The sequence below is a fragment of the Halobaculum sp. MBLA0143 genome, from assembly GCF_041361465.1.
Classification (GTDB): Archaea; Halobacteriota; Halobacteria; order Halobacteriales; family Haloferacaceae; genus JAHENP01.
On record NZ_JBGKAC010000001.1, the window covers coordinates 2,280,070 to 2,301,260 of the forward strand.

The 21,191-nt window shown below is 67.3% G+C and carries 24 protein-coding genes and 1 tRNA gene; 12 read left to right on the forward strand and 13 right to left on the reverse strand.

The window, feature by feature from the left end:
• Nucleotides 1-48: 48 nt before the first annotated feature.
• From RYH79_RS11790 to RYH79_RS11805, 4 genes are all read left to right on the forward strand, one after another.
• Complete coding sequence (locus tag RYH79_RS11790; protein ID WP_370899341.1) at nt 49-843, forward strand: alpha/beta fold hydrolase; 795 nt, start codon at nt 49-51, stop codon at nt 841-843.
• Nucleotides 844-918: 75 nt separating this feature from the next.
• Nucleotides 919-2,184: a Zn-dependent hydrolase gene (locus RYH79_RS11795; RefSeq protein ID WP_370899343.1), complete on the forward strand. Its 1,266-nt coding sequence runs from the start codon at nt 919-921 to the stop codon at nt 2,182-2,184.
• A 42-nt stretch (nt 2,185-2,226) separates the two neighbouring features.
• Nucleotides 2,227-2,487 (forward strand): twin-arginine translocase TatA/TatE family subunit, encoded by a 261-nt coding sequence (gene tatA, locus RYH79_RS11800; protein WP_370899345.1) that lies wholly within the window; start codon nt 2,227-2,229, stop codon nt 2,485-2,487.
• Between the two features lie 54 nt (nt 2,488-2,541).
• A tRNA-Arg gene (locus RYH79_RS11805) sits at nt 2,542-2,614 on the forward strand.
• Nucleotides 2,615-2,976: 362 nt separating this feature from the next.
• On the opposite strand, the gene RYH79_RS11810 is transcribed toward RYH79_RS11805, so the two are convergent.
• A complete protein-coding gene (locus RYH79_RS11810; protein ID WP_370899347.1) occupies nt 2,977-4,392 on the reverse strand; it encodes a ribbon-helix-helix protein, CopG family in 1,416 nt (471 codons plus the stop codon).
• 131 nt (nt 4,393-4,523) lie between these two features.
• Here RYH79_RS11810 and RYH79_RS11815 point away from each other — a divergent pair, with 131 nt between their 5' ends.
• A complete protein-coding gene (locus tag RYH79_RS11815) occupies nt 4,524-4,808 on the forward strand; it encodes a hypothetical protein (protein WP_370899349.1) in 285 nt (94 codons plus the stop codon).
• Here RYH79_RS11815 and RYH79_RS11820 read toward each other — a convergent pair.
• A complete protein-coding gene (locus RYH79_RS11820) occupies nt 4,805-5,362 on the reverse strand; it encodes a hypothetical protein (RefSeq protein ID WP_370899351.1) in 558 nt (185 codons plus the stop codon). The two genes, RYH79_RS11815 and RYH79_RS11820, sit on opposite strands and share 4 nt — an antisense overlap.
• 95 nt (nt 5,363-5,457) lie before the next feature.
• On the opposite strand from RYH79_RS11820, the gene RYH79_RS11825 reads away from it, so the two are divergent.
• Nucleotides 5,458-6,786 carry a dihydroorotase gene (locus tag RYH79_RS11825; RefSeq protein ID WP_370899353.1) on the forward strand — a complete coding sequence of 443 codons (1,329 nt, stop codon included), beginning with the start codon at nt 5,458-5,460 and terminating at the stop codon, nt 6,784-6,786.
• Nucleotides 6,787-6,825: 39 nt separating this feature from the next.
• On the forward strand, nt 6,826-7,230 hold the full coding sequence (locus tag RYH79_RS11830; RefSeq protein ID WP_370899355.1) for a hypothetical protein: 405 nt from the start codon (nt 6,826-6,828) through the stop codon (nt 7,228-7,230).
• A 15-nt stretch (nt 7,231-7,245) separates the two neighbouring features.
• Here the strand turns inward: RYH79_RS11830 and RYH79_RS11835 are convergent, their stop codons facing one another.
• Nucleotides 7,246-7,677: an Hsp20/alpha crystallin family protein gene (locus RYH79_RS11835; RefSeq protein ID WP_370899357.1), complete on the reverse strand. Its 432-nt coding sequence runs from the start codon at nt 7,675-7,677 to the stop codon at nt 7,246-7,248.
• Between the two features lie 161 nt (nt 7,678-7,838).
• Between RYH79_RS11835 and RYH79_RS11840 the strand changes: the two genes are divergently transcribed.
• Nucleotides 7,839-8,468, forward strand: a complete 630-nt coding sequence (locus RYH79_RS11840; protein ID WP_370899359.1) for a VOC family protein — start codon at nt 7,839-7,841, stop codon at nt 8,466-8,468.
• Between the two features lie 445 nt (nt 8,469-8,913).
• On the forward strand, nt 8,914-10,110 hold the full coding sequence (locus RYH79_RS11845; RefSeq protein ID WP_370899361.1) for a mechanosensitive ion channel family protein: 1,197 nt from the start codon (nt 8,914-8,916) through the stop codon (nt 10,108-10,110).
• A 3-nt stretch (nt 10,111-10,113) separates the two neighbouring features.
• Here the strand turns inward: RYH79_RS11845 and RYH79_RS11850 are convergent, their stop codons facing one another.
• The 7 genes from RYH79_RS11850 to RYH79_RS11880 all read right to left on the reverse strand — a co-directional run bounded on the left by RYH79_RS11850 (nt 10,114) and on the right by RYH79_RS11880 (nt 15,324).
• Entirely contained in the window at nt 10,114-10,509 is a 396-nt protein-coding gene (locus RYH79_RS11850; RefSeq protein ID WP_370899363.1) for a universal stress protein, read from the reverse strand.
• A gap of 31 nt (nt 10,510-10,540) precedes the next feature.
• The gene (locus tag RYH79_RS11855; protein ID WP_370899365.1) at nt 10,541-11,443 is read right to left on the reverse strand and encodes an MBL fold metallo-hydrolase; all 903 of its coding nucleotides are present in this window, start codon (nt 11,441-11,443) and stop codon (nt 10,541-10,543) included.
• A 60-nt stretch (nt 11,444-11,503) separates the two neighbouring features.
• Nucleotides 11,504-12,268: a cytochrome b family protein gene (locus tag RYH79_RS11860; protein ID WP_370899367.1), complete on the reverse strand. Its 765-nt coding sequence runs from the start codon at nt 12,266-12,268 to the stop codon at nt 11,504-11,506.
• Between the two features lie 22 nt (nt 12,269-12,290).
• Nucleotides 12,291-13,097 (reverse strand): cytochrome b, encoded by an 807-nt coding sequence (locus RYH79_RS11865; RefSeq protein WP_370899369.1) that lies wholly within the window; start codon nt 13,095-13,097, stop codon nt 12,291-12,293.
• Between the two features lie 4 nt (nt 13,098-13,101).
• A complete protein-coding gene (locus tag RYH79_RS11870; protein WP_370899371.1) occupies nt 13,102-13,488 on the reverse strand; it encodes a DUF7318 family protein in 387 nt (128 codons plus the stop codon).
• A gap of 6 nt (nt 13,489-13,494) precedes the next feature.
• On the reverse strand, nt 13,495-14,142 hold the full coding sequence (locus tag RYH79_RS11875) for a plastocyanin/azurin family copper-binding protein (protein WP_370899373.1): 648 nt from the start codon (nt 14,140-14,142) through the stop codon (nt 13,495-13,497).
• A gap of 156 nt (nt 14,143-14,298) precedes the next feature.
• Entirely contained in the window at nt 14,299-15,324 is a 1,026-nt protein-coding gene (locus tag RYH79_RS11880; protein ID WP_370899375.1) for a DUF7319 domain-containing protein, read from the reverse strand.
• A 106-nt stretch (nt 15,325-15,430) separates the two neighbouring features.
• On the opposite strand from RYH79_RS11880, the gene RYH79_RS11885 reads away from it, so the two are divergent.
• Nucleotides 15,431-15,628 carry a hypothetical protein gene (locus RYH79_RS11885; protein ID WP_370899377.1) on the forward strand — a complete coding sequence of 66 codons (198 nt, stop codon included), beginning with the start codon at nt 15,431-15,433 and terminating at the stop codon, nt 15,626-15,628.
• A 93-nt stretch (nt 15,629-15,721) separates the two neighbouring features.
• A complete protein-coding gene (locus tag RYH79_RS11890) occupies nt 15,722-16,201 on the forward strand; it encodes a DUF7321 family protein (protein ID WP_370899379.1) in 480 nt (159 codons plus the stop codon).
• On the opposite strand, the gene nth is transcribed toward RYH79_RS11890, so the two are convergent.
• The gene (gene nth / locus RYH79_RS11895; RefSeq protein WP_370899381.1) at nt 16,198-16,887 is read right to left on the reverse strand and encodes an endonuclease III; all 690 of its coding nucleotides are present in this window, start codon (nt 16,885-16,887) and stop codon (nt 16,198-16,200) included. The genes RYH79_RS11890 and nth overlap by 4 nt on opposite strands.
• Before the next feature lie 90 nt (nt 16,888-16,977).
• Between nth and RYH79_RS11900 the strand changes: the two genes are divergently transcribed.
• Complete coding sequence (locus tag RYH79_RS11900; RefSeq protein ID WP_370899383.1) at nt 16,978-17,571, forward strand: DUF7529 family protein; 594 nt, start codon at nt 16,978-16,980, stop codon at nt 17,569-17,571.
• Between the two features lie 221 nt (nt 17,572-17,792).
• Here RYH79_RS11900 and RYH79_RS11905 read toward each other — a convergent pair whose 3' ends face one another.
• Together RYH79_RS11905 and RYH79_RS11910 are read right to left on the reverse strand one after the other, a co-directional pair.
• Entirely contained in the window at nt 17,793-18,656 is an 864-nt protein-coding gene (locus RYH79_RS11905) for a topoisomerase DNA-binding C4 zinc finger domain-containing protein (protein WP_370899385.1), read from the reverse strand.
• Between the two features lie 97 nt (nt 18,657-18,753).
• A complete protein-coding gene (locus tag RYH79_RS11910) occupies nt 18,754-21,186 on the reverse strand; it encodes a DEAD/DEAH box helicase (protein WP_370899387.1) in 2,433 nt (810 codons plus the stop codon).
• Nucleotides 21,187-21,191: the final 5 nt, after the last annotated feature.

Here is a 21,191-nt window from a genome sequence, read left to right on the forward strand (position 1 = left end):
ACCACTCACTTAATGATGGTCGCGAGTACGTACTCTCGTGACTCTCCCGTGACGCTCCCGGACGGGTGGACGACCGACGCGGTCGAGGCGAACGGCGTCGAGCTACAGTACTACCGGACGGGCGAGGGGCCGCCGTTGGTGCTCGCACACGGGTTGTTCGACACGGGGCGGTGTTGGGCGCCGCTCGTCGCCGACCTGGCGGCCGACTACACCGTGGTGACGTACGACGCCCGCGGGCACGGCCGGTCGGCGGCGCCGGAGACCGGGTACGGGCTCGACGACCGAGTGGCCGATCTCGTCGGGCTGTTGGACGGCCTGTCGGTGACCGACCCCGTGCTGGTCGGCCACTCGATGGGCGGCTCGACGGTCGCCTGGGCCGCCGCACGCCACTCCGAGCGTCCGCGCGGGGTCGTCCTCGAGGACCCGGCCGGGCTGCACGGCGACCCGGAGACGGGACCGGACGAACGGGCCGCCGCCGTCCGTGACCGGGTCGAGACACGCGCCGAGCAGTCCGTGGCCGAGATCGCCACGGAGTACGACGACCGCGACTCGGACCTCGCACGCCGGCTGGCGGTCGCCGACCGGGAGTGTTCGCCGACGGTCGCGGAGATCGTCCGTCACGGCTTCCCGCCGCTCGGGGACGCGTTCGCCGAGATCGACGCCCCGACGCTCGTGTTGAACTCCGACGCCGAGCCGTCGACCCGGGCGGCGGATCTCGCCGTCGCCGACGAACTCCCCGCTGGTCGGCTCGTCCACGTCCCCGGCGCCGGCCACTGTGTGTTCAGAGACCGGTCCGACGCCGCGGTCGCCGAGCTCCGGACGTTCCTCCGTCGGATCGAGTGAGCGACGACGGTCACGGGCCGTGCCTCGTTCACCGCCGCCACAACGGCCAAGCCCTCGCCGCTCCGACTGAACGGCGTGAACCTCACTGTCGACGCCGAACGACTGCGGGCCGACGTGGAGCGGAACGGGGAGTTCGGCGCCGTCCCGACGGAGCGGGGCCACGCCCGCACGGTGCTCTGCGGGACGGACGCCAACCGCCGGGCGCGGGAGTACCTGATCGAGCAGCTGCGGGGCGCAGACGCCGAGGTGACGGTCGACGCCGTCGGCAACGTCGCCGGCACCTGGTGTCCGCCGTCGGCCGACTCCGACGCCGCGCCGGTCGCGGTCGGCAGCCACCTGGACTCCGTTCCGGACGGCGGGATCTTCGACGGCCCGCTGGGGGTGTACGCCGGGCTGGAGGCGGTGCGTACGCTCCAGGACGCCGACGCGCGCCCGGAGCGACCGATCACCGTCGTCTCGTTCACCGAGGAGGAGGGCAGCCGCTTCGCCGACGGACTGCTGGGGTCGTCCGTCGCCGTCGGCCACCGGAGCGTCGACGACGCGCTCGCGCTGACGGACGCCGACGGCACCACGCTCGGGGAGGCGCTGTCGGGGATCGGGTTCCGGGGGGAGGGTCGGCTCGACCCGAGCGAGTGGGGTGCGTGGTTCGAGCTCCACGTCGAACAGGACACCGTCCTGGAGTCGGCGGCGGTCCCGGTCGGCGTCGTGACGACAATCACCGGGATCACCCACTGTGAGGTGCGGATCGACGGGGAGGCGGACCACGCCGGGACGACCGCGATGGACAGCCGGACGGACGCCCTCGCGGCCGCGTCGGAGCTCGTCCTCGCGGTCGAGCGCGCGGCGAACGAGGTGACCGCGACGGACAGCGCCTCGGCGGTCGCCACCGTCGGCTCGTTGGACGTCTCGCCGAACGCGACGAACGTCGTCCCCGGAGCCGTCACGGTCGGGATCGACGTGCGGGACGTGCGCCAGGCGTCGATAGAACGGATCCTCGACCGTGTTCGGGAGACCCTGGCGCGGGTGGAACGCGAGCGTGGCGTCGAGACGACACTCGAACGCCCGTTCGACCTGGCGCCGACGGGGATGAGCGACCGACTCCGGCGGGCGGCACACGACGCCGGTGCACAGGCCGGGCTGGAGACGACCGACCTCCACTCCGGAGCCGCACACGACACGATGCACGTCGCCGACGCGACGGACGCGGCGCTCCTGTTTGCTCCCTCCCGGGACGGGATCAGCCACAATCCGTTGGAGTGGACGGACTGGGACGACTGTGCGGCCGCAACGCGGGTGCTCGCGGGTGCCGTCGCCGACGCAACCGGAGTGACGAGCGTCTGAGCAAAAGGCCTATAATACACTCCGGGTTATCGGGTGGTAGAGATGCTACCCACAGCACCACTCTTCGGGGCGATCCCGGGCGGGCCGGAGATGATCGTCATCCTGCTCGTGCTCGTCCTGTTGTTCGGCGCGAACAAGATCCCCAAGCTGGCTCGGTCCACCGGGCAGGCGATGGGCGAGTTCAAGAAGGGACGTGAAGAGATCGAAGACGAGCTCGAGGAGATGCAGGGCGACGACGAGGACGCGGACACGGACTTCGTCGAGACGGAGATGGGCAGCAACAGCAACAACAACAACAGCTGAGACCACCCGAAGATCGTTTCTGTCCCGTTTTCCAGGCTGTGAGATAGATCTGTGGGGCGTGTGGCCAAGTGGACACGGCGAGCGGTTCCTAACCGCTAGATCGCGGGTTCGATCCCCGCCACGCCCGCTGTCGTGTCGAGCGGAGCGAGACCGACAGCGGTCGGTGGCGGGGATCGAAGCAGGGAGCGGAGTGAGCGTTAGCGAACGGAGCGACCGTGGTTCGACTTCCGTCACGCCCGTTCGTCCTCACTCGCTTCGCTCGTTCGTCCTCACGGGCGTGACGTAGTCACACTCGCTCCCTCCGGTCGCTCGCGTGACTCCCGTCACGCCCGGTGCGAGGCCGAACGGAGTGAGGCCTCGATAGGCGAGCGGCGAACGCAGTGAGCCGCGAGCCATGTCGTGTCGAGTGCCAGCGAACGGAGCGACCATGGTTAGATCTCGTCGTCAGGAAGTACTCGGTGAGTGGAGCGATGCTCGGGTCTGGTGGAATTAGTCTGCCACTGTCTTGGTAGAATCAGAGCTGGACGATCCTGTTCCGGGGAGAATATCGATCTCCGATTCCGTTCTAGATGAAGCAGTCTCCTCACAAGGCACGCTCTCTCGATCAAAGAAGTCGTCTAGTTCTATGTCGAACCCTGTCAGGAACCCTGTTACTCGAATCTCCGTCTTCTCCACTGTTCCAGGTTGAATCACAACACGACTACTCCAGACGAGTTCCCGTGCACTGTCACTGATCGAACTGATGATGCTGTCGATTCGGCCGGACGGAGAGTCCACCTCCGGGCCGGCGGTAAACGTCAGGAGAGCCTGATCCGCACGCCTAGACTCGATGTCAACGTTAGTGTACTGAAGTAGCCGATCAGACAATTCATCGTAGGTTTCTCCAAGTGCTGTGTCGATTGTCGAGTCGAGCAGAACAGAACGGTTGCCGTTGCTGAGCTTTTCCAGTAACGACTCTGCTTTCTCTGTCGTGTAGAACTGACCGATGTCTAAACAGATACTTGAAATGAGGTGGGCGATGTTGTTGTTAATTCGACATAATGCCTCACTCATCGAGACCGCCGGGTCTGCAGAGACTCGATCAGCGTCCAACACGGCGAGAGTGTCAGAGACGGCATCTAATCGTTCTAGTCCGTTTCGAGCCCGGATCACCTTCGAGTCGTCTGTTCTGAACGGAAGTGTAGCGAGAGAGACCGTGACAGCACCCGACTCCTGTGCCATCTTGGCGAGTTCGGGGGCGACCGCAGTCCCCGTTCCGCCGCCGAGGCCAGCAACCACAAAGACAAGGTCCGCGTCACCGATCATCTGTCGAATTACCGGCCGTGAGTTGTCGACCGCCTTGCGAACTGTCTCGACATCACCGTCTGCGCCCTGACCGTCGAACTTGTCTTTAGCGAGCACCGCCCGGGTGTCCGCAGCGTTGGCGTTGAGATGGGTGATGTCGGTGTCAATGATAGCTGTCTGACCCGTGTCGTCGTTGCGCTGGTAGACCTCACTGGCGATTCTGACGCCACCACCACCGCAGCCAGCAACTAAGATATCCGCGTCGTCGTCCTCGTCAAGAAGGGTGCCGAGGTCACTCTCGACGAGAGTGCTGACCTCTCCGAGTGAGTTTCCACCAACGATCATACGGCCAACAGCGTCGTTACTGTCGAACGTCTCTCGCGCCTCCAGAGACATTCGGTCCACCTCTACTCGGTCTCGGACCTCTTCTAAGGGGAGAGTCTCTTCACCCTCAGTAGCTTCTGCTTGGATCTGGTTGTGATCTAGCCGCGGCTCGGCGTCAATTCCGTCACGGAGAAGTTCACGGACGAACTCAGAACGACTTCCGAAGCCTCTCGCCTCCTCCTTTTTATCAATCTCGTCTAGAAGGGGCTCTGGCACCCGCACGTTCAGTGGCTCCATCTTGTCTTACAATCGTAACACAGGATACTTCACCTTGTCGGTGTTTAGAGGGTTTGTTTCGTCTATCCAATAGCCGTTAAGATACGCATCCGCCAGCAATTTACGACCCCAGTGCGACGTACAACCGTTGCGTGAAGGTAGAATTCACATACGCCGGACAAGAGAGCTTGCGTCAACTCAACTCGGGCGCACAGGACGCAGTTCTCTCTGTTCTAGATGATCTCAATGGTGGTCATAAAGACCGTTCAGAAGTGTTGGAAAAAGATGCAGGAGGAAAGTACCACTATTTCGAGTTTGAGTTCTCTGGTGAGAGCTACACTGTAGTTGTGGATTTGACCCGGCACTACAGCGGGCTTGAGGACGAACTCGCAGTCGTCGATATGGGGCCGACATCTGACTTTTTGTTGGATAGTTAGTGATCAGTAGAGACACTGACCTGTTCTGACGGTGGTCGAGTCGTGTGCTCGTCTTCCAGCGATATCTGTTCCAAGTTGTCGCTGTGTTTCTCGTCTATAGAGAGGTTAGACTCCAGTTCGCACAGTACCTCGATACTACTCTCGTGAAGTTCGATAGCCGTCTCGCGCAACAACGCTACGTTCGGAGGCGAGATCTCCTCACAGTCGTCGATTGCCGCGAGAAGTCGCTGGAACTGGTTGCAACGAGAGTAGTACCGCACCACGGTTTCGTTTTCGTCACGGGAGAGGAGGCCGAGTGAGCCTGCATTCGATGTGTACACGGTGGTTGTGACCGTATCTTTCGGAAGAACGACATTAGAGGCGGACGGGTCTACTGTTTTTAATCTCGTCGCAACCGGTTCGGTGTGCTCGGAGTTTTCTCTAACTTCGACGTATAAACTTCGTCTGAGCTGTTTTCGTCGCCTGCTCTGTTTGTACACTGTATGTAAAACACGAGCGGCGACACCGCCGGCTGCACCCGCCAAGGCACTGACAAAGAGCGAGACACTAGCCATCGTCCTGTAGAAGTTCGCAGTTCAAAATAAAGGTATGTGGAGGCCAGTAGATCCACCACACGATTTACCACCCGACCGCCCCCACACCCGGACAGATGCTGTTCACTGCCGCCAGCCTCGCGGACGGTCGGACACGGGACGTACGGGTGACAGACGGGGAGATCACGGCGGTCGCAGAGTCGTTGGACGCCGACACCGGGGAGACGGTGATCGACGCGGCGGGGCGACACCTCCTCCCGGGCGCGGTGGACGTGCACGTCCACTTCCGCGAGCCGGGGTTCTCGCACAAGGAGACGTGGGCGACGGGGTCGCGGGCGGCGGCCGCCGGCGGGGTGACGACCGTCGTGGATCAGCCGAACACGACGCCGCCGACGACGACCGGTGCGGCGTTCGACGAGAAGGCGGGGCTGGCGCGGGAGTCACTCGTCGACTACGGGGTGAACGGCGGGGTGACGGCCGACTGGGACCCCGAGAGTCTGTTCGACCGCCCGGTGTTCGCGCTGGGGGAGGTGTTCCTGGCGGACTCGACGGGGGAGATGGGGATCGAGACAGAGTTGTTCGAAGGCGCGCTGGCGCGGGCCAGCGAGGCGGGCGTGCCGGTGACGGTCCACGCCGAGGACGCGACACAGTTCGAGTCGGCGGCGCTGGACGAGGCCGGCGACGGCGTCGGGCGGGCGGCGCCGGTAGACAGGTGGAGCCGGTACCGACCGGCGGCGGCGGAGGTGGCGGCCGTGGAGACGGCGTTGGCGTCGGCGGCGACGGCCGACAGCCAGGTCCACGTCGCCCACACCTCGACGCCGGAGGCGGTCGACGCGGTCGCGGCCGCAGACCGCGCGGCCGACGACCGCCGGGTGACGTGCGAGGTGACGCCCCACCACCTCCTGTTGTCACGGGACGACGGCGAGCGACTCGGGACGTACGGACGAATGAACCCCCCGTTGCGGTCGGAGTCGCGCCGCGAGGCGCTGTACGAACGAGTCCGCGACGGGACGGTGGACGTGATCGCCACGGACCACGCCCCGCACACGACCACAGAGAAGGAGGCGACGCTGGCAGAGGCACCCTCCGGTGTGCCGGGCGTAGAGACGATGCTGCCGCTCCTGTTGGGCGAGGTGACGGCCGACCGGCTGTCGCTCGAACGGGTCCGGGACCTCGTGGCGGCGAACCCGGCGGAGATCTTCGGCCTCCCGCGGAAGGGAACGGTCGCGCCCGGGACGGACGCGGATCTGGTGCTCGTCGATCTGGACGCGACGGAGCCGGTCCGGGGGGACCGACGCCACACGGACTGTGGGTGGACGCCGTTCGAGGGGCGGACAGCGGTGTTCCCGGAGCTGACGCTCGTCCGCGGCAGCGTCGTGTACGACGGCCGCGACGGAGAGACGTTCGGCGACGCGGTCGGTCGGAACGTCCGGGCCGCCGACTGAACCACAAGCTACACGTCGCCGGCGGGGCCCGAGAGAGACGTGTCTACCCCTCCACCGGACGGAGAGCGACCCAGCCTGTCGCTCACCGACGACTCGAGCGGACTGTTCGTGTTGTTCCTGGCGTTGCTCACCCTCGTGTACGCGCTGATCGCGATCGGGAACATCCTGTTCGGAGTGTTTCTGGCGACCGTACTCGTCGGGGGATTCCTGACGTTCCGGCTCGCGCGGCGATTGCTCCGGCTCGCGGAGCGACTCGTCGCGGCCCGCGAACGCCGGGCACGGGCCGCAGAGGCGGAGGCCGCCGTCGCCGCCGAGTCGGCGGCGAACGTCACGTTCGAGCAGTCGACGGACGGCGGACGGGCGGGCGACGAGAGCGTCAGCGAGACGAGAGACGGAGACGCGAGCGGCGAGACGGAGACCGAGAGCAACGAGTGGGCGGACTGATGCCCGGCTGTCGGGTCAGTTCACTTCGATGGTCGTGCCGTCGACGTCGTCGTGGTCCGGCGTCGCCAGCGTGACCGTCAGGACACCGTTCTCGTAGGTGGCCGTCGTCTCGTCGTCGACGACCTCCTCGGGGAGCTGGACCCGCCGTTGGACGGAGCGCTGCCGTCGCTCCCGGCGGTGGAACGTCGTCTCGTCGTCGCCGACCTCGACCGTCTCGTCGCGTTCGGCCGTAATCGTCAGGTCGCGGTCGACGAGCGACACGTCGATGTCCTCGACGTCGAAACCGGGAAGGTCGACGACCACCACGACTTCACTGTCGCGTGTCGCTACGTCCACGTTCGGCCCACGCCGGAGCGTCGGCTCGAACTCGTCGCCGACGGCGGCCAGTTCGCGGCTCATCCGGTCGAACGCGCGCTCGATCTCGTCGATTGGACTCCGTCGTGTCATACCCGAACGTACGCTGTCGACCGTAATCAATCTGTCCCCACTCGTGGGACGGAACACCCTGATCGGGCGTGTCGGTGGTGTACACCGCCGGAGAGCCGTGTTCCGACGAGACACACGCAACGGCAGGGAGCGTTTATGTCCACGCCGGACCAATTCGGAACGTGACAGACGACACGACAGACGACGCGGACGCGCCGGCGGTCACGGCAGCGCGGCCGGACAGCCCGATCACGACGACCGGAACGGACCACGTCACCATCTGGGGCTCCAACGAGGAGGACACCCTCGCCTTCTACCGCGACCTGCTGGGGATGCCGTTGGTGTTGCGCCAGCCGAACTTGGACGACCCCTCACAGACACACCTGTTCTTCGACACCGGGGACGACCGCATCCTGACAGTGTTCGTCGGCGACCGGCCGTCGGCGGCCGGCCAGCGTCCGGGGACGGGTGCGGTCCACCACCTCTGTTTCTCCGTCGCTCCCGGGGCGTTTCGGACGACGATGGAGGCGTTGGAAGACGACGGTCGCGGCTACAACGTGTTCGACCGCGGCGTGTTCCTCTCGCTGTACACCCGGGACAACAACGGGCTCGTGATCGAGCTGACGACGGACAAGTACGACATTCCGGACGGGGAACGGGGTACGGTGTTGGCGACCGCACAGCGACTCCGGGAGGCCGACGGGGCGGAGTTCGCCGAGGACGAACACCTCAGACGGGCGCTGGAGGAACACGGCTACGACGCCACCCCGAACGATCTGCCGGACGCACCGAGCGGGGCCGGCCTGGAGTGAGCGCGGAGACGCGAACGACGGCCTGGAGTGAGCGCGGAGACGCGAACGACGGCCTGGAGTGAGCGCGGAGACGCGAACGACGGCCTGGAGTGAGCGCGGAGACGCGAACGACGGCCTGGAGTGAGCGCGGAGACGCGAACGACGGCCTGGAGTGAGCGCGGAGACGCGAACGACGGCCTGGAGTGAGCGCGGAGACGCGAACGACGGCCTGGAGTGAGCGCGGAGACGCGAACGACGGCCTGGAGTGAGCGCGGAGACGCGAACGACGGCCTGGAGTGAGCGCGGAGACGCGAACGACGGCCTGGAGTGAGCGCGGAGACGCGAACGACGGCCTGGAGTGAGCGCGGAGACGCGAACGACGGCCTGGAGTGAGCGCGGAGACGCGAACGACGGCCTGGAGTGAGCGCTCCGACAGTCTCTTTATTGCCCACCAGTTGGTGTGGATATGTTCGCGACGCTCGTCGACGACCTCCAACGGTACCTGGAGGGGTTCGTCACGACCGAGGCACGGCTCGCGGCGACGGCGTTCCTGTTGGTCGTCGCCGCGGTGGGTGCGCTGGTCGCCGCTCCGCGGGTCGTCCGGGCGGCGCGGCGAGTCGTCGTCGGGAGACTCCTAGAGAGCCCCCGGGTCCCGGTCGACGCCGGACGGTTCGACTGGCGAGTGCCGACGCGGCTGCTCGTCCGGCTGTCTCAGTCCGGCGTCGTCGTCGGCGCCGTCCTGTCCGTCCTCGTCGTCTGGGGGTACGTCGACACCGCGGAGACGACAGTCGGCTTCCTGGCCGGGCTGGTGCCGACGGTGGTGAGAGCCGCCGGCACCATCGGGGTCGTCGCCGGCGCCTTCGTCGGGATCGACGTGTTAGAGACCTGGCTAGAGTCGTACGCCGCCGAGTCGGACACGCTGAACGAACACCAACAGGGGATCGTCTTCCGTGTGCTCCAGTTGAGTGTGCTCGCGGCCGGCGCCGTCGGTGCGCTCACCGTCTGGGGGGTGAACTTGGACGGCCTGTTCGTCGGCGCGGGGTTCCTCGGGATCGTCGTCGGCACCGCCGCCCGGACGACGCTCGGCTCGCTGATCGCCGGCTTCGTGTTGATGTTCTCTCGCCCGTTCGAGCTGGGTGACTGGGTGGAGGTCGACGGCGACGAGGGGATCGTCACCGACATCACCGTCGTCAACACCCGTATCCGCAACCAACACGGCGAGGAGGTCGTCCTCCCCAACGAGCGGGTCGCCAACGCGACGATCACCAACCGGACGCGGCTGGGTCAACTCCGCTTGTCCGTCGACGTCGGCGTCGACTACGACGCGGACGTGCCCGAGGCGGAGTCCGTCGTCGCCGACGCCTTGGACGAGGTGCCAGAGATTCTCTCGAATCCGACGCCACAGGTCGTCCCGAAGTCGCTCGGCGACTCTGCAGTCGTGTTGGAGTGTCGGTTCTGGATCGATCACCCCAGCGCGGCCCGGCGGACGATGGCGAAGGCGGCCGTCGTCCGCGCGGTGAAGGCGGCGCTAGACGAGGCGGGCGTGAAGATCCCGTACCCGCAGCGGGAACTGCTGGGCCGCGAGGAGTCCGGCGGCTTCCAAGTGGAGTCGAGAGCAGAGCGGACCACTCCGACGACCGACGGCGGCCACGACGGAGAGTAGCCGTCAGGGGACGACCGTCACCGGCACCGTCGCCCCGCGAACCATCGTCTCGCTGGCGCTGCCGAGGATGGCCCGCTCGACCCGGCCGGCGCCGTGGTGACCGATCACGATGTGGTCGATCTCCTCGTCGGCGGCGTACGTCAACAGCTCTTTGGCTGCGGCGTGGGCGCTCCGAACGGGCATCTCCGACACCTCCAACAGCTCTAGGTCGGCGTCGACGGCCATGTCGGCGACGACCTCGCGTGCCTCGTCCAACACGGCCTCCGTCGCTCCCGTCTCCGCGTCCGAGACGTGGACCGCGTGGAGCGTCGCGTCGAAGTTCACCGCGAACTCCGTGGCGAACGACAACGCCCGCATACTGTTGTCCGATCCGTCGATGGCGGCGAGAACGTGATCCATGTCCACCGTGGACGGCGGGGAGAGTATGAAGCTACCGCTGTCGGATCTCGACCGTCTGGCCGTCGTGCGGGAAGGCGACCCCGTCGGGCGCGTCCGGGTCGTCCGCGTACGCTGCCGACAGCGCTCGGTAGTCGGCGTATGTCCGGGCGTACTGGTGACCGAGGTGCGAGAGGAAGGTTCGTCCGGCGTCGACGGCTGCGACCCGTTCGAGCACCGCCTCGTGTGAGAGGTCGTCCGTCTCCAGTCGCGGCGACCGGAGCCGCTCGCCGTCCGGTCCGTGCCCGAACGTCCCACACTCGAACACGAGCGCGTCCAGCCCGTCCGGCAGCCGGGACACGTCGAACCGTCGGGCGTCGTCGGCGACGACCGCCAGTCGGACGCCCGCCCGCTCGAACACGAACGCCGTCGCCTCCCGCGGGGCGTCGTCGTCCAGTCGGTACGGAAGCGCCCGCACCGTCACGGGCGGCCCGCCGTCGGACGCCGACAGCGTCGCCGGCTCGTCGTCCAGGAACCGGGTCTCGACGAAGCCCTCCGAGACGAGGTACGGCAGCACACCGACCGTCTCGCAGGCACGGTCGTACACCGCACGGGTCGTCACCAGCGTCGGTGCGGTCCGTCGCTTCGCCTCCTGGAAGGTCTCGTCCGGCTCGCGGTCGGTTGGCCGCATCGACAACGCCCGGACGCCGCCGGCGTGGTCCGGGTGCCAGTGGGTGAGGAGACACCGGTCCAGCCGGTCGACGTCCCAACGGACGAGACTGTCGGCGGCCTGCTCGGGCGTGTCGATCACCGCGCCGACGGCCGGGAGGAACAGACTGTAGCCGCGTCGGGCGTCCGGCGGGCCGTCGGCCGCCGCCCGGCACACACGGCAGTCACACGTCGGCAACGGAATCGGCTGGCTGCCGCCCGTGCCGAGGAACTGGAGTCGGAGGGTCACGACTGTGGAACGACGACGGGAAGAGAAGGTCGTTTCGGCTACGGGACCGAAGGAGGCGGGCTACTTCGGCGGCCGGAGCCGGTAGTACCGACGGTTCAGGTCGTACATGTACCCCTCGCGCATCGTCTTCAGCACGGCGTACGACACCGCCGCGGTGACGATGGGCAGGAGCAGCGTCAGGTCCTGGAGCAGCTTGATGTTCATCGGCAGGAGGTTCTTCACCGACAGCATCGAGATGGTGAACGCGAACGTCACGCCGGAGATGCCGACGGCGGCCCAGAACGGCTGCTCGACCGGTCGTCGGGCGGCCCCCTTGTTGATGAACGGCACGATGGCGACGAAGCCGACGACCACGACGTTTGCGAGCACGCCGTACGTCCGGTCGGCCATCAGCTTCTGCCCGCCCAGGATCGACAGCTCGGGGTTGAGGAACCCCATCTTCAGCAGGCCGAACGACCAGTAGAGGTACCAGTCCGGCAGGATGATCGCGGGCGTGCTGCCGGAGTCGGCCGGCGAGGCGATGTGGGGCGGCATCGTCGCCGCCAGGAACAGCATGATCCCGACGAAGAACGAGCCGATAGCGAGGTTCCGGATCACCTCGTGGGGCCAGGTCGGGAACGCCAACACGTCCCGTTCCACGTAGTCGGACTCTCGCCGGAGATCCTCGTCCTCGCGGCGTGCCCGCTCGAAGTACTCGTACGTCAGCCGGGAGAGCCCCTCCGTGCGCTCCTTCCGCTCGCGCCAGGTCGGGGTCTCGTCGTCCGGCGCGACGATCCCGGTGCCGCCGCCGTCCGTCCGTGCGTCTGCGTCGTCTTGGTCACTCATGGATTTGTGTGTGGTGTGGTGGTCAGTGCGGCTCTGCGATCCCCTGCACCCAGACGATCCCGATGTGGATGGCGATCAGCGAGGTGACCACGAACGGGAGCAGGAACACGTGCAGGATGTACATCCGGATCAGCGTCGACGGACCCAGCGAGAACCCGCCGAAGATGAGCTGGGCGACCCACTCGCCGACCAACGGGATCGAGAGGCTCATCTCGACGCCGATCTGGCCGGCCCAGAACGCCAACTGGTCCCACGGGAGCAGGTAGCCCGTGTAGCCGAACACCATCGTCAGCGAGATCAGGACGATCCCCAGCAGCCAGTTGAGTTCGCGTGGCTCCTTGTACGCCCCGGTGAAGTACACCCGGAGCATGTGGAGGAACACGGCCGCGGTCATCACCTGTGCGGACCACCGGTGGATCGACCGCAGCATGAACCCGAACTGGAGGTCCGTCATGATGAACGCGATCTGGTCGTACGCGGCTGTCGCCTCGCCCGCGGCGCCGCCGACTGCCGACGGGGTGTAGTAGAACCCCAGCAACGCGCCGGAGATTGCCGCGACCACGTACGCGAGCGTACTGAAGAACCCGAGCGTGTACAACGGGTACCAGTACCAGAACTTGTTGTCTAAGTCGTACTGTTCCGTGTGGGACTTGGGCATCTGGAGGTTGACCCTGTAGTAGAGGGTCTCCAGCAGTTCCAGGTAGTCGACGATCCGGAACCGCTTGTCCAGCCAGATCAACGCCGTGAGGAACGTCGTCTCCACCGGCGTCAGGTCCTTCTCCTTCAACCAGGCCTTGTGGTCGTAGTCGTCTTTCTTCTGAAGGCTCATACTGTCACCGTGATCTGTAGGGGTACACCGCGCGCTTCACCTGATCCCAGGCCCCTTCGCCCAGGGTGGTGCCGTCCACGTCGTCCTCGCTGATGTACAGGTCCTCCCACTTGCGACGACGCTTCTTGACGATCACGACGTCCGGGAGGAACTCCTTCCGGTACAGCGCCAGAATGAAGGCGAGATCGATGAAGATCGCCGCCAGGATCCCGCCGAGGAACATGTTCCCGGTGTCACTCAGCCCCCAGCCGCTGACGAGACCGTACGTGAACAGGAACACGAACACGATCTCGACGACGGTCAGGAGGATGATTGCGATTGTCGCGGCTGTGCTCTCCCGTGCCGGCTCGTACCGGTGGATGTCGCCGTAGGTCGATCCTGTGGATGACATTGTCTGTTACCTCCCGGTCCCCGTGTGGGGACTCTCGCCGTACTTGAGGACGTAGAAGGAGAACACCACGGTCATGACGATCCCGAGGATCGTCGCCGCCCCGACCCAGTGCGCCTGGATCGGCACGCCGAGCTCGTGGAGTGACTTCCCGCCCCCGCCGCCGACGGACTTCGTCGCCACGTCGCCGCCGACCGCGATTCCACCGACCATCCCGAGGCCCTTGTGGGGCTGGCAGTAGTACTTGTAGAGCCCTCCGCTCTCGAAGGTGATCTCGTGGGTGAAGCCGCTCCCTTCGAGCCCCTCGTGGCCGGAGACCCCGGCGCCGTCTGGCATCGCCTCGAACAGGACGTTGTGCGACTTGTTGCCGACCCACTCGAACGTCACCTTCGTCCCGGTGTCGATCCAGAGGTTCGTCGGCGCGAACGCGATACCACCGCTGCCGACGCCGACCTCCACCGTCACCTCCTTGCTGCCGCGCTTGTCGGCGTACGATCCGCCCTTGGCGCCCTCGGTGTAGCCACCGAAGTCGGGCTGTTTGGTGCCGCCACCGCCGCCCTCCTCCGCTGCGGCCGCGGTGCCGGCCGTGGCCGACGCCCCCGCACCGAGTGCGGCGGTCGCGCCACCGGCGGACCTGACGAACTCCCGCCTGTTCATGTGTAGGCGGCTCTCCGTCTCCGTCGCGCATAAACCCTCCGACCCTGGTCGACGGTCTCGCCCCGACGTGTCGGGGTTCTCCGCCGTCGCGAGCGGGCGACACCCTGGGTTCTGTTCACACGACAGCGCCGTACCGAAGCCCGGGTGGATCGTAGCTCACGCCCACGACTCGCCTGCCGGATCGTCGGGGTCGTCGGCGCCGTCGGCGTCGGACTCCCCGTCAGTCGCCGGCTCGTCGTCGGGCTCCTCGTCCGTCGCCTCCGCGGGCAGCCCGTCTCCGTCCAGCGTGGTCTCGACGACCTCCTCGAACGGGAGGAACTCCGGGCGGTCCTCGTCGGTGATCCCGGACTCCCCGTCCGTGATCCCGGCGGCGCGGAGTCGGTCGCGGTACTCTTCGGCACGGAACCGGTCGGACAGCCGGGCGTTGGCCACGACGAACAACAACAACAGCCCGACCCCGAGGAAGAACACTGCCAACACCGGCACCAGGAGGTTCGTCGTGTTCTCCGGCGACGGGATCAGCCCCGTGAACAGCCAGATCCCGAGGATGCCCAGCCCCGCGAGCACCTGTGCGGCCGCAATCAGCTGCATGACGTTGTTGCCGAACTCCCCGGTCCCGGCCTGGACCTCCTCGGGCGAAGGGAGCTCGTACGCTTCCGGCGGGTCGGCCACCTCGTAAGAGTCCATCGAACACAGCGCGATGGTGGGCTTCACGTCCCGCAGCACCGTTCCCTCTCCCTCGACACTCCCGTCCGGGTAGACGATCGCCCACCCCTCGTCGGAGTAGGCGACGACGCGGTCCGGGTCCTCGGCCCGCTCCAAGACGGCGAACACCTCGCGGCGGGCGATCCGGCTGCGGAGGTCCTTCTCCACCCGCGCCAACAGCTCGTCGCCGGTGATCCACGTCTCCGGGTCGAAGGCGGCCTCCCACTCGCGGGCGCTCATGTCCGCCATGTCCGACGGAGAGAAGTTGTCGAAGTCGTACTTGTCGTCCACCTCCTCGCGGAGCGCCTCCAGGTCGGCGTCCGCGGGATCCTCGTCGGCCGACGCCGCGCGGTCTGCGGCCGCCGCCTCCGCGTCCGACGCCGCCTCGACCGACTCGTCGCCGTCCCGCGTCGCCGGATCGGACGCGCCGTCGGCGTCTTCCGTCTCCCGCTTGGGCTCGTCGGAGGATTCGGCCATCACTCCTCGTTCGACCGGGCGACAGGTTAGCGTGTTGGTTCGGGCGAATCCGAGGAGTGGGCGAAGTGGCGTAATCTGTAATAGGCCTGACGACGACCCGTCGGTCGTGAATACGAGAGACACACACGCCGAAGCCGACCGGTACGCTGCGAGTCTCGCACTGTTCGCCGGATCGCTCGCAACCGCCGCCGTGTTCCTGCTGTCGGAGTTCGTCGCCATCTCGCGGCCCGTCGTCGTCGCCGCGACGCCGGTCGTGGTGGTCGGGGCCGTCGTCGGGGCGGCGATCCTGATCCGACGGGGGTGACCGCGTCGACTCGATGGCTCCCGGCTCGCCGTCCGCCCGACCCCGACGGCCATTCCACGCCTCTTTACACGCTGGCTCCCCTCTCTCCGTTCGATGGTCGCCGACCGAACAATCGCCGTCGTCGCCGCGGTGATGGTCACCGCCAGCTTCCCCTTCTACCTCTACGGGGCCTGGATCATGATCGACCGGGAGACGGAACACGTCACCTGGGAGATTCTCGTCCGCCACCTGCGGATGATCTTCCCGGGGCTCGTCCTCACCACGATTCCGGTCGTCACCTGGATGGGGCCGCGGCTGTTCGACCAACTGGAGGGGCTGGCGATGGTCCACGCTTTCCTCGGGCTCCAGGCGTACGCCCTGCTGGGGTTCGGACTCACGGGTATCGTCCGGATCTTCCAGGTGAAACGCGACAACGAGATGTACGACGTGAGCGACCCGGACGTAGATCTGAACGACCTCCACGAGAACATGAGTGCCTGGCGCGGCCGGCTCCGGATCGGCGTGTTCGGCTACGTGATCCTGTGGATGCTGGCGTACTCCGTCGGGGTGTACCGGTTCTTCCTGATTTACTAGGCGTCCCACGCCTCGCCGCTGGCGAGGTCCACCTCGGCGTCACTCCGCTCGGACGGACAGATGTCCGCCAACACACACGTCTCACACTCCGGGCTCTGGGCCGTACACGTCGCCCGCCCGTGTGAGATCATGAGGTGGGTGAGCATTTTCCAGTCGTCCTCCGGGACGATCTCCTGGAGGTCCGTCTCGATGGCTTCCGGTCGTTCCTCGTCTGTGATCCCCAGCCGACGGGTGAGCCGTTGGACGTGGGTGTCGACGACGATCCCCTCCACCACGTCGTGGCCGTGTTGTAACACGACGTTGGCCGTCTTCCGGCCGACGCCGGACAGGTCCGTCAGCGCGCTCATGGTGTCCGGTACCTCGCCGTCGTGCTCCTCGGCGATGATCTCGCCGGTCTCGCGGAGGTACCCCGCCTTGTTGTTGTGGAAGGTGATACCGTAGATGTCCTCCGCCAGTTGGTCTTCCGTCGCGGCCGCGTAGTCCGCGGCCGTCTCGTACTCCTCGAACAGTTCCGCGGTCACCTCGTTGACCCGTTCGTCCGTACACTGTGCCGAGAGGATCACCGCGACGAGCAGTTCCAGCCGCGTGGAGAAGTTCAGCGAGATCCCGCTGTCGGGGTACGTCTCGTACAGCCGGTCCAACACTTCGACGACCTGGTCCGTCCGCGAGTCGAGCGCCGTTCCCATACCCCGTCCACGGCCGGGCGGTGCTTGAACGGTTCGTCCACGCCGCTCGGACCGACGAGTTTTACAATCCGCCCGAACAGTCACCCGTGTATGTCCGAGTCACACCCCCTCGCGGGGGCTCGCGACGCCTGGGAGGCCGTCGTCGACGACATGGCCGCCACGGCCGCAGAGTACCGCGACGCGGGGTTCGAGACGCTCGCGCTCCACCCCGGTGACGTGACCGTCCTGCCGACGCCGGCTGCGGCCGCCGGCGACATCGAGATCGACCGTCTCGGGCTCGACGTGCTGCTGCCGGGCGACGAGTTCGAGTCGCTCCAGGGCGCCGTCGCCGACCACGAGTTCGAGGCGTACGACGCCTACCGCGCGGGCGAGGGTGGGCTCGTGTTCCTCGTGATCGCCATGAAGTCCGTCGACGACTCGTTGGCGGTGTTGTTCCCCGTCTACTACGAGGTGTCGACCGCGCAGCTGATGCTCGCCCGCGTCGCCGACCGCGGGGAGATGCGGACGTACCTCCGCCCGTTGGACGACTCCGAGCGGGTCGTGTTCTCCCAGTCGGACCCGGAGAACCTGCTCCCCGAGGGGTTCGACCCCAAGAGCGTCGACGAGGAGACGATCGTCTCGAACGCCGACGACCTGGAGGTGTCGCCCGAGACCGCCGTCGACGACGTCGAAGACGGGCTCTGACCGGTCGGCCGTCGTCTTCCGTCCCGTCGGCGGCCGCTCCGCGCTCCGTCTCCGTCGATCACCCCGTGGTCTACAGATGAACAAGGCGAGTGCCTCGGGGTCGTACGGAAATCGGAGATTTCCGTGATGACGAGACGCCTCCAGCGTCTCGAACCACTTGACCCCGAGGCGGTTCACAGGCGGTACGAGGCGAGTGCCTCGGAGCTCGATCCCGAGGCGGTTCACCCCTCGTCGCCGACCGTGTCGCCGTCGGTTGGCGTTTCCCCGTCCCGGTGATCGTCGGTACTCCCTTCTCCGTCCTGCTCCCGGTCGTCGCCGTTCTCCTCGTCGGCGAGTTCGTCGTGTGGACAGCCGGCGTCGAGACACCGCGTGCCGTTGTCGCGTTCGAACACCGGCAGCCCGCAGACGCAGTCGCCGACGACGACACCCGCCGGGATGGAGAAGGCGGTCTCACACTCCGGGTAGTCGTCACAGCCGAGGAACTGTCGGCCGCGGTGGTCTTCCACCCGGAGCGTCGCCCCGCAGTCCGGGCAGTCCAGCCGACGGTCCAGCGCTTCGTGGACCGCGTCCGACAGCGGGCGACACGTCCGGTCCAGACACACCCGGAACCGTTCGCCACGGCGGACCACGAGCTCCGGTAGTCCACACTCCGGACAGGTCTCGTCGGTCACGCGACCACCCTGTGGGACGGCGTAGCCGTCGCCACACCGCAGACAGGACACCTCCCCGCCCGACGACACGAGCTGACCGTCACAGACGCAGTCACCGACCGGGGTGCCGGCGACAGTGGTGACGTGGCCGGCGGTCGTCGGCTCCGGGTCGAAGGCGACAGTCAGTCGTTCGTCGCCGTCGACCGCGACGAGTTCCACCCCCTCGCCGCCGTCGTCGACGCGGGTCTCTGCCGCGCGGGTGAGCCACGCCACCGGCTGGTAGCCGTCCGTGTCGTGGACCAACACGGTGTCGTCCGGCTTTATCAAGACGACGACCCGGCCGCGGTAGACTCGTTCGTCGTCTCCCGGGCGACCGTGGGCGGTGGTGAAACGGGCAGTGCAGTAGCCGGCGTAGATTCTGACAATCTCCGTCACCGGGTGTTTGCCCGCGGAATCCGTCTTGAAGCTTCGGCCGGTCGGGCGTCGACCCGGACCGCCGCTCGGTCGGGCGTCGACCCGGACCGCCGCTCGGTCAGTCGTCGATCCCGACCGTCCGGCTGTCGCGCTGCGGGCGCAGGGGAAGGTCCGGGTACACCACCTCGACGGCGTACGACACGGTCTCCGCCTGCGGACTGCCGAACACCGCCACCGGGACGGTCGTCTCTCCGTCGAAGTACAGTGTCTTCTCGTGCATCTCGGTGTCGTTGGCGGTGACGCGCACCCCGGCGCGGGCCGGCCCGCCCTCGTTGCGGACGGTCACCTCCCGCACGTCGTTGTCACCGACGGCGATCCGGTCCGGGAACGACCCCCACTCGACGCTGGCCCGCGGGAGCTCCCCGGCCTGGCTCACGATCCGCTCGGCGACGCCGGCGGTGAGTCCGGCGTTCGTCAGCTCGGTGGCGCCGGCCGCGACCAGGTCCGCGGGCGTCGTCAGGTCACCCGCCGCCAGCGTGTCCGCCCGTCCGGCGCCCACGCCGTCGACGGCCGTCAGCCCGACCGCGTCGGCGGCCACCCCGTGTTCCACCCGAGCGGCCACCCGCGCCACGAGGCCGGCGACCCGCGGACCGGCGAAGGTCTCGGCGGACTCCCGCAGCGCAGCCAACAGCCGCAGCGCGTTCTGGCGGATCACCCAGGCGTCCGACCGGAGGTCCGCCGGGACGCTGTCGGCCGCCGACGCCCGGAGGATCGCCAACACCTTCCGGGTGCCGTCCGCGAGGTCGTCCGTCGCCGGCGCCCCGACACGGCTGTCGACGCCCGACAGCGTGGAGACGACTCCCCGTGAACCGGAGAGGATCGTGTCGACGGCGTCCCGCTCGGAGCTACGCGGTGAGACGGAGTCGAACTCGCTGGCGGCCGCCACGGTCCGCAACACGTCCGGCTCGGCGAGCGACTCTCGGTCCGTCAGCTCGCGGAACCGCTCTGCGGTGTCCAGTCGGAGGTAGTAGTCCGAGGCGAGCCGGCCGAGCGCCGTCGGCTCTAAGCCGAGTTGGTCGTCCGTCTCCACGAACCCGCGAGCGACGAGCCGATCGACCGTGCCGCGCACCCGGTCGCGCAGGTCCGGGAAGCCGTACGTCTCCGGCCGGGACTGCGCCCGGACGTAGTAGAACGTCGTCTCCAGCCAGTCCATCACGTCCTCTAACCCGCCGACGGTGCCGAGGGCGATCTCCGCGTTGAGGTGAGCCGCGAGGTCGCCGACGGCGGCGTCCCCGTCGCCGTCGCCGCGACCCGCGAGGTGTGACTCGATCTCTTTGCCCTCGCGGAGCAGCCGGCGGTACTTGTCCGCCTCCGACCGGTCACACACCACCCAGCCGTAGCCCACGTCGTCGTACCCCGGGCGGCCGGCCCGGCCCAGCATCTGGAGCACGTCCAACGGGCTCACGTCTACGTCACCCTCCAACGGGTCGTGGTACTTGGTGTCGCGGATGACGACACACCGCGCCGGGAGATTCACGCCCCACGCGAGCGTGGAGGTGGAGAACAACACGCCGACGGTTCCCTCGCGGAACCACTCCTCGACGGCGTTACGGTCGTTCGTCGACAGCCCGGCGTGGTGGAAGGCGACCCCGTCCGGGATCGACTTCCGGAGTGTCTCGTCGTCCAGGTCCGCCGCCTCCGTGTGGAGGTCGTAGTCGCCGCGGGCGCCCATCGGCACGTCCCGTTCGGCCAGTTCGTCGCGGGCCTTCTTGGCCGCCATCACGGCGTCCTGGCGGGAGGCGACGAACACGAGCGCCTGGCCGTCGTCGCGGACGTGTGGCTCCGCGAGGTCCAGCGCACGGTACAGCCGACGGTACTTGTCGGCGAAGGAGTTCTCCCCGTGGGTGTACGTCTTCACGCCCGTCTCCAGGTCGACCGGGCGGTAGTCGTCGCCGAACTGGAAGGTGGCCGACGGCGGCGCGTCCAGCCAGTCGGCCACGTCCCCGACGTTCTTCATCGTCGCCGACAGCGCGACCACCCGCGGGTCACACAGCCGGCGCAGCCGCGAGACGGTCACCTCCAGCACGGAGCCTCGGCGCTCGGAGTCCAAGAGGTGGACCTCGTCGATGACGACACAGTCCACGTCGGTGACGAAGCTGTACCGAGCCGACTCGTGTTTCCGGGTGGCCGAGTCGGCCTTCTCGGGCGTCATCACGAGGATATCCGCCCGTTCCGCGCGTCGGGGGTCCAAGTCTCGCTCGCCGGTGACGACGTACACGGAGTAGCCCATCGCCTCGAACCGTTCCCACTCCGACTCCTTCTCGGTCGTCAGCGCCCGCAGGGGCGCGAGGAACAACGCGGTCCCGCCCCGCGAGAGCGTGCGGCAGATCGCGAGCTCCGCCAGCGCGGTCTTGCCGGAGGCCGTCGGCGCGGCCGCGACGACGTTGTCGTCCGTCTCCAGGACGGCCGGCAGCGCCGCCTCCTGCATTCGATTGAACTCGTCGAACTCGAAGGCGTCTGCGAACTCCGGCACGGCGTCTGCGACGTTCATGATTG

What these genes read in the sequence shown, in the direction of transcription:
- RYH79_RS11845 (WP_370899361.1), top strand. Translation starts at nt 8,914, where the DNA reads ATGTTCGCGACGCTCGTCGACGACCTCCAACGGTACCTGGAGGGGTTC.
- RYH79_RS11900 (WP_370899383.1), top strand. Translation starts at nt 16,978, where the DNA reads ATGTCCGAGTCACACCCCCTCGCGGGGGCTCGCGACGCCTGGGAGGCC.
- RYH79_RS11835 (WP_370899357.1), bottom strand. Translation starts at nt 7,677, where the DNA reads ATGACACGACGGAGTCCAATCGACGAGATCGAGCGCGCGTTCGACCGG.
- RYH79_RS11890 (WP_370899379.1), top strand. Translation starts at nt 15,722, where the DNA reads ATGGTCGCCGACCGAACAATCGCCGTCGTCGCCGCGGTGATGGTCACC.
- RYH79_RS11865 (WP_370899369.1), bottom strand. Translation starts at nt 13,097, where the DNA reads ATGAGCCTTCAGAAGAAAGACGACTACGACCACAAGGCCTGGTTGAAG.
- RYH79_RS11860 (WP_370899367.1), bottom strand. Translation starts at nt 12,268, where the DNA reads ATGAGTGACCAAGACGACGCAGACGCACGGACGGACGGCGGCGGCACC.
- RYH79_RS11880 (WP_370899375.1), bottom strand. Translation starts at nt 15,324, where the DNA reads ATGGCCGAATCCTCCGACGAGCCCAAGCGGGAGACGGAAGACGCCGAC.
- RYH79_RS11810 (WP_370899347.1), bottom strand. Translation starts at nt 4,392, where the DNA reads ATGGAGCCACTGAACGTGCGGGTGCCAGAGCCCCTTCTAGACGAGATT.
- RYH79_RS11870 (WP_370899371.1), bottom strand. Translation starts at nt 13,488, where the DNA reads ATGTCATCCACAGGATCGACCTACGGCGACATCCACCGGTACGAGCCG.
- RYH79_RS11850 (WP_370899363.1), bottom strand. Translation starts at nt 10,509, where the DNA reads ATGGATCACGTTCTCGCCGCCATCGACGGATCGGACAACAGTATGCGG.
- RYH79_RS11820 (WP_370899351.1), bottom strand. Translation starts at nt 5,362, where the DNA reads ATGGCTAGTGTCTCGCTCTTTGTCAGTGCCTTGGCGGGTGCAGCCGGC.
- RYH79_RS11825 (WP_370899353.1), top strand. Translation starts at nt 5,458, where the DNA reads ATGCTGTTCACTGCCGCCAGCCTCGCGGACGGTCGGACACGGGACGTA.
- nth (WP_370899381.1), bottom strand. Translation starts at nt 16,887, where the DNA reads ATGGGAACGGCGCTCGACTCGCGGACGGACCAGGTCGTCGAAGTGTTG.
- RYH79_RS11910 (WP_370899387.1), bottom strand. Translation starts at nt 21,186, where the DNA reads ATGAACGTCGCAGACGCCGTGCCGGAGTTCGCAGACGCCTTCGAGTTC.
- RYH79_RS11875 (WP_370899373.1), bottom strand. Translation starts at nt 14,142, where the DNA reads ATGAACAGGCGGGAGTTCGTCAGGTCCGCCGGTGGCGCGACCGCCGCA.
- tatA (WP_370899345.1), top strand. Translation starts at nt 2,227, where the DNA reads ATGCTACCCACAGCACCACTCTTCGGGGCGATCCCGGGCGGGCCGGAG.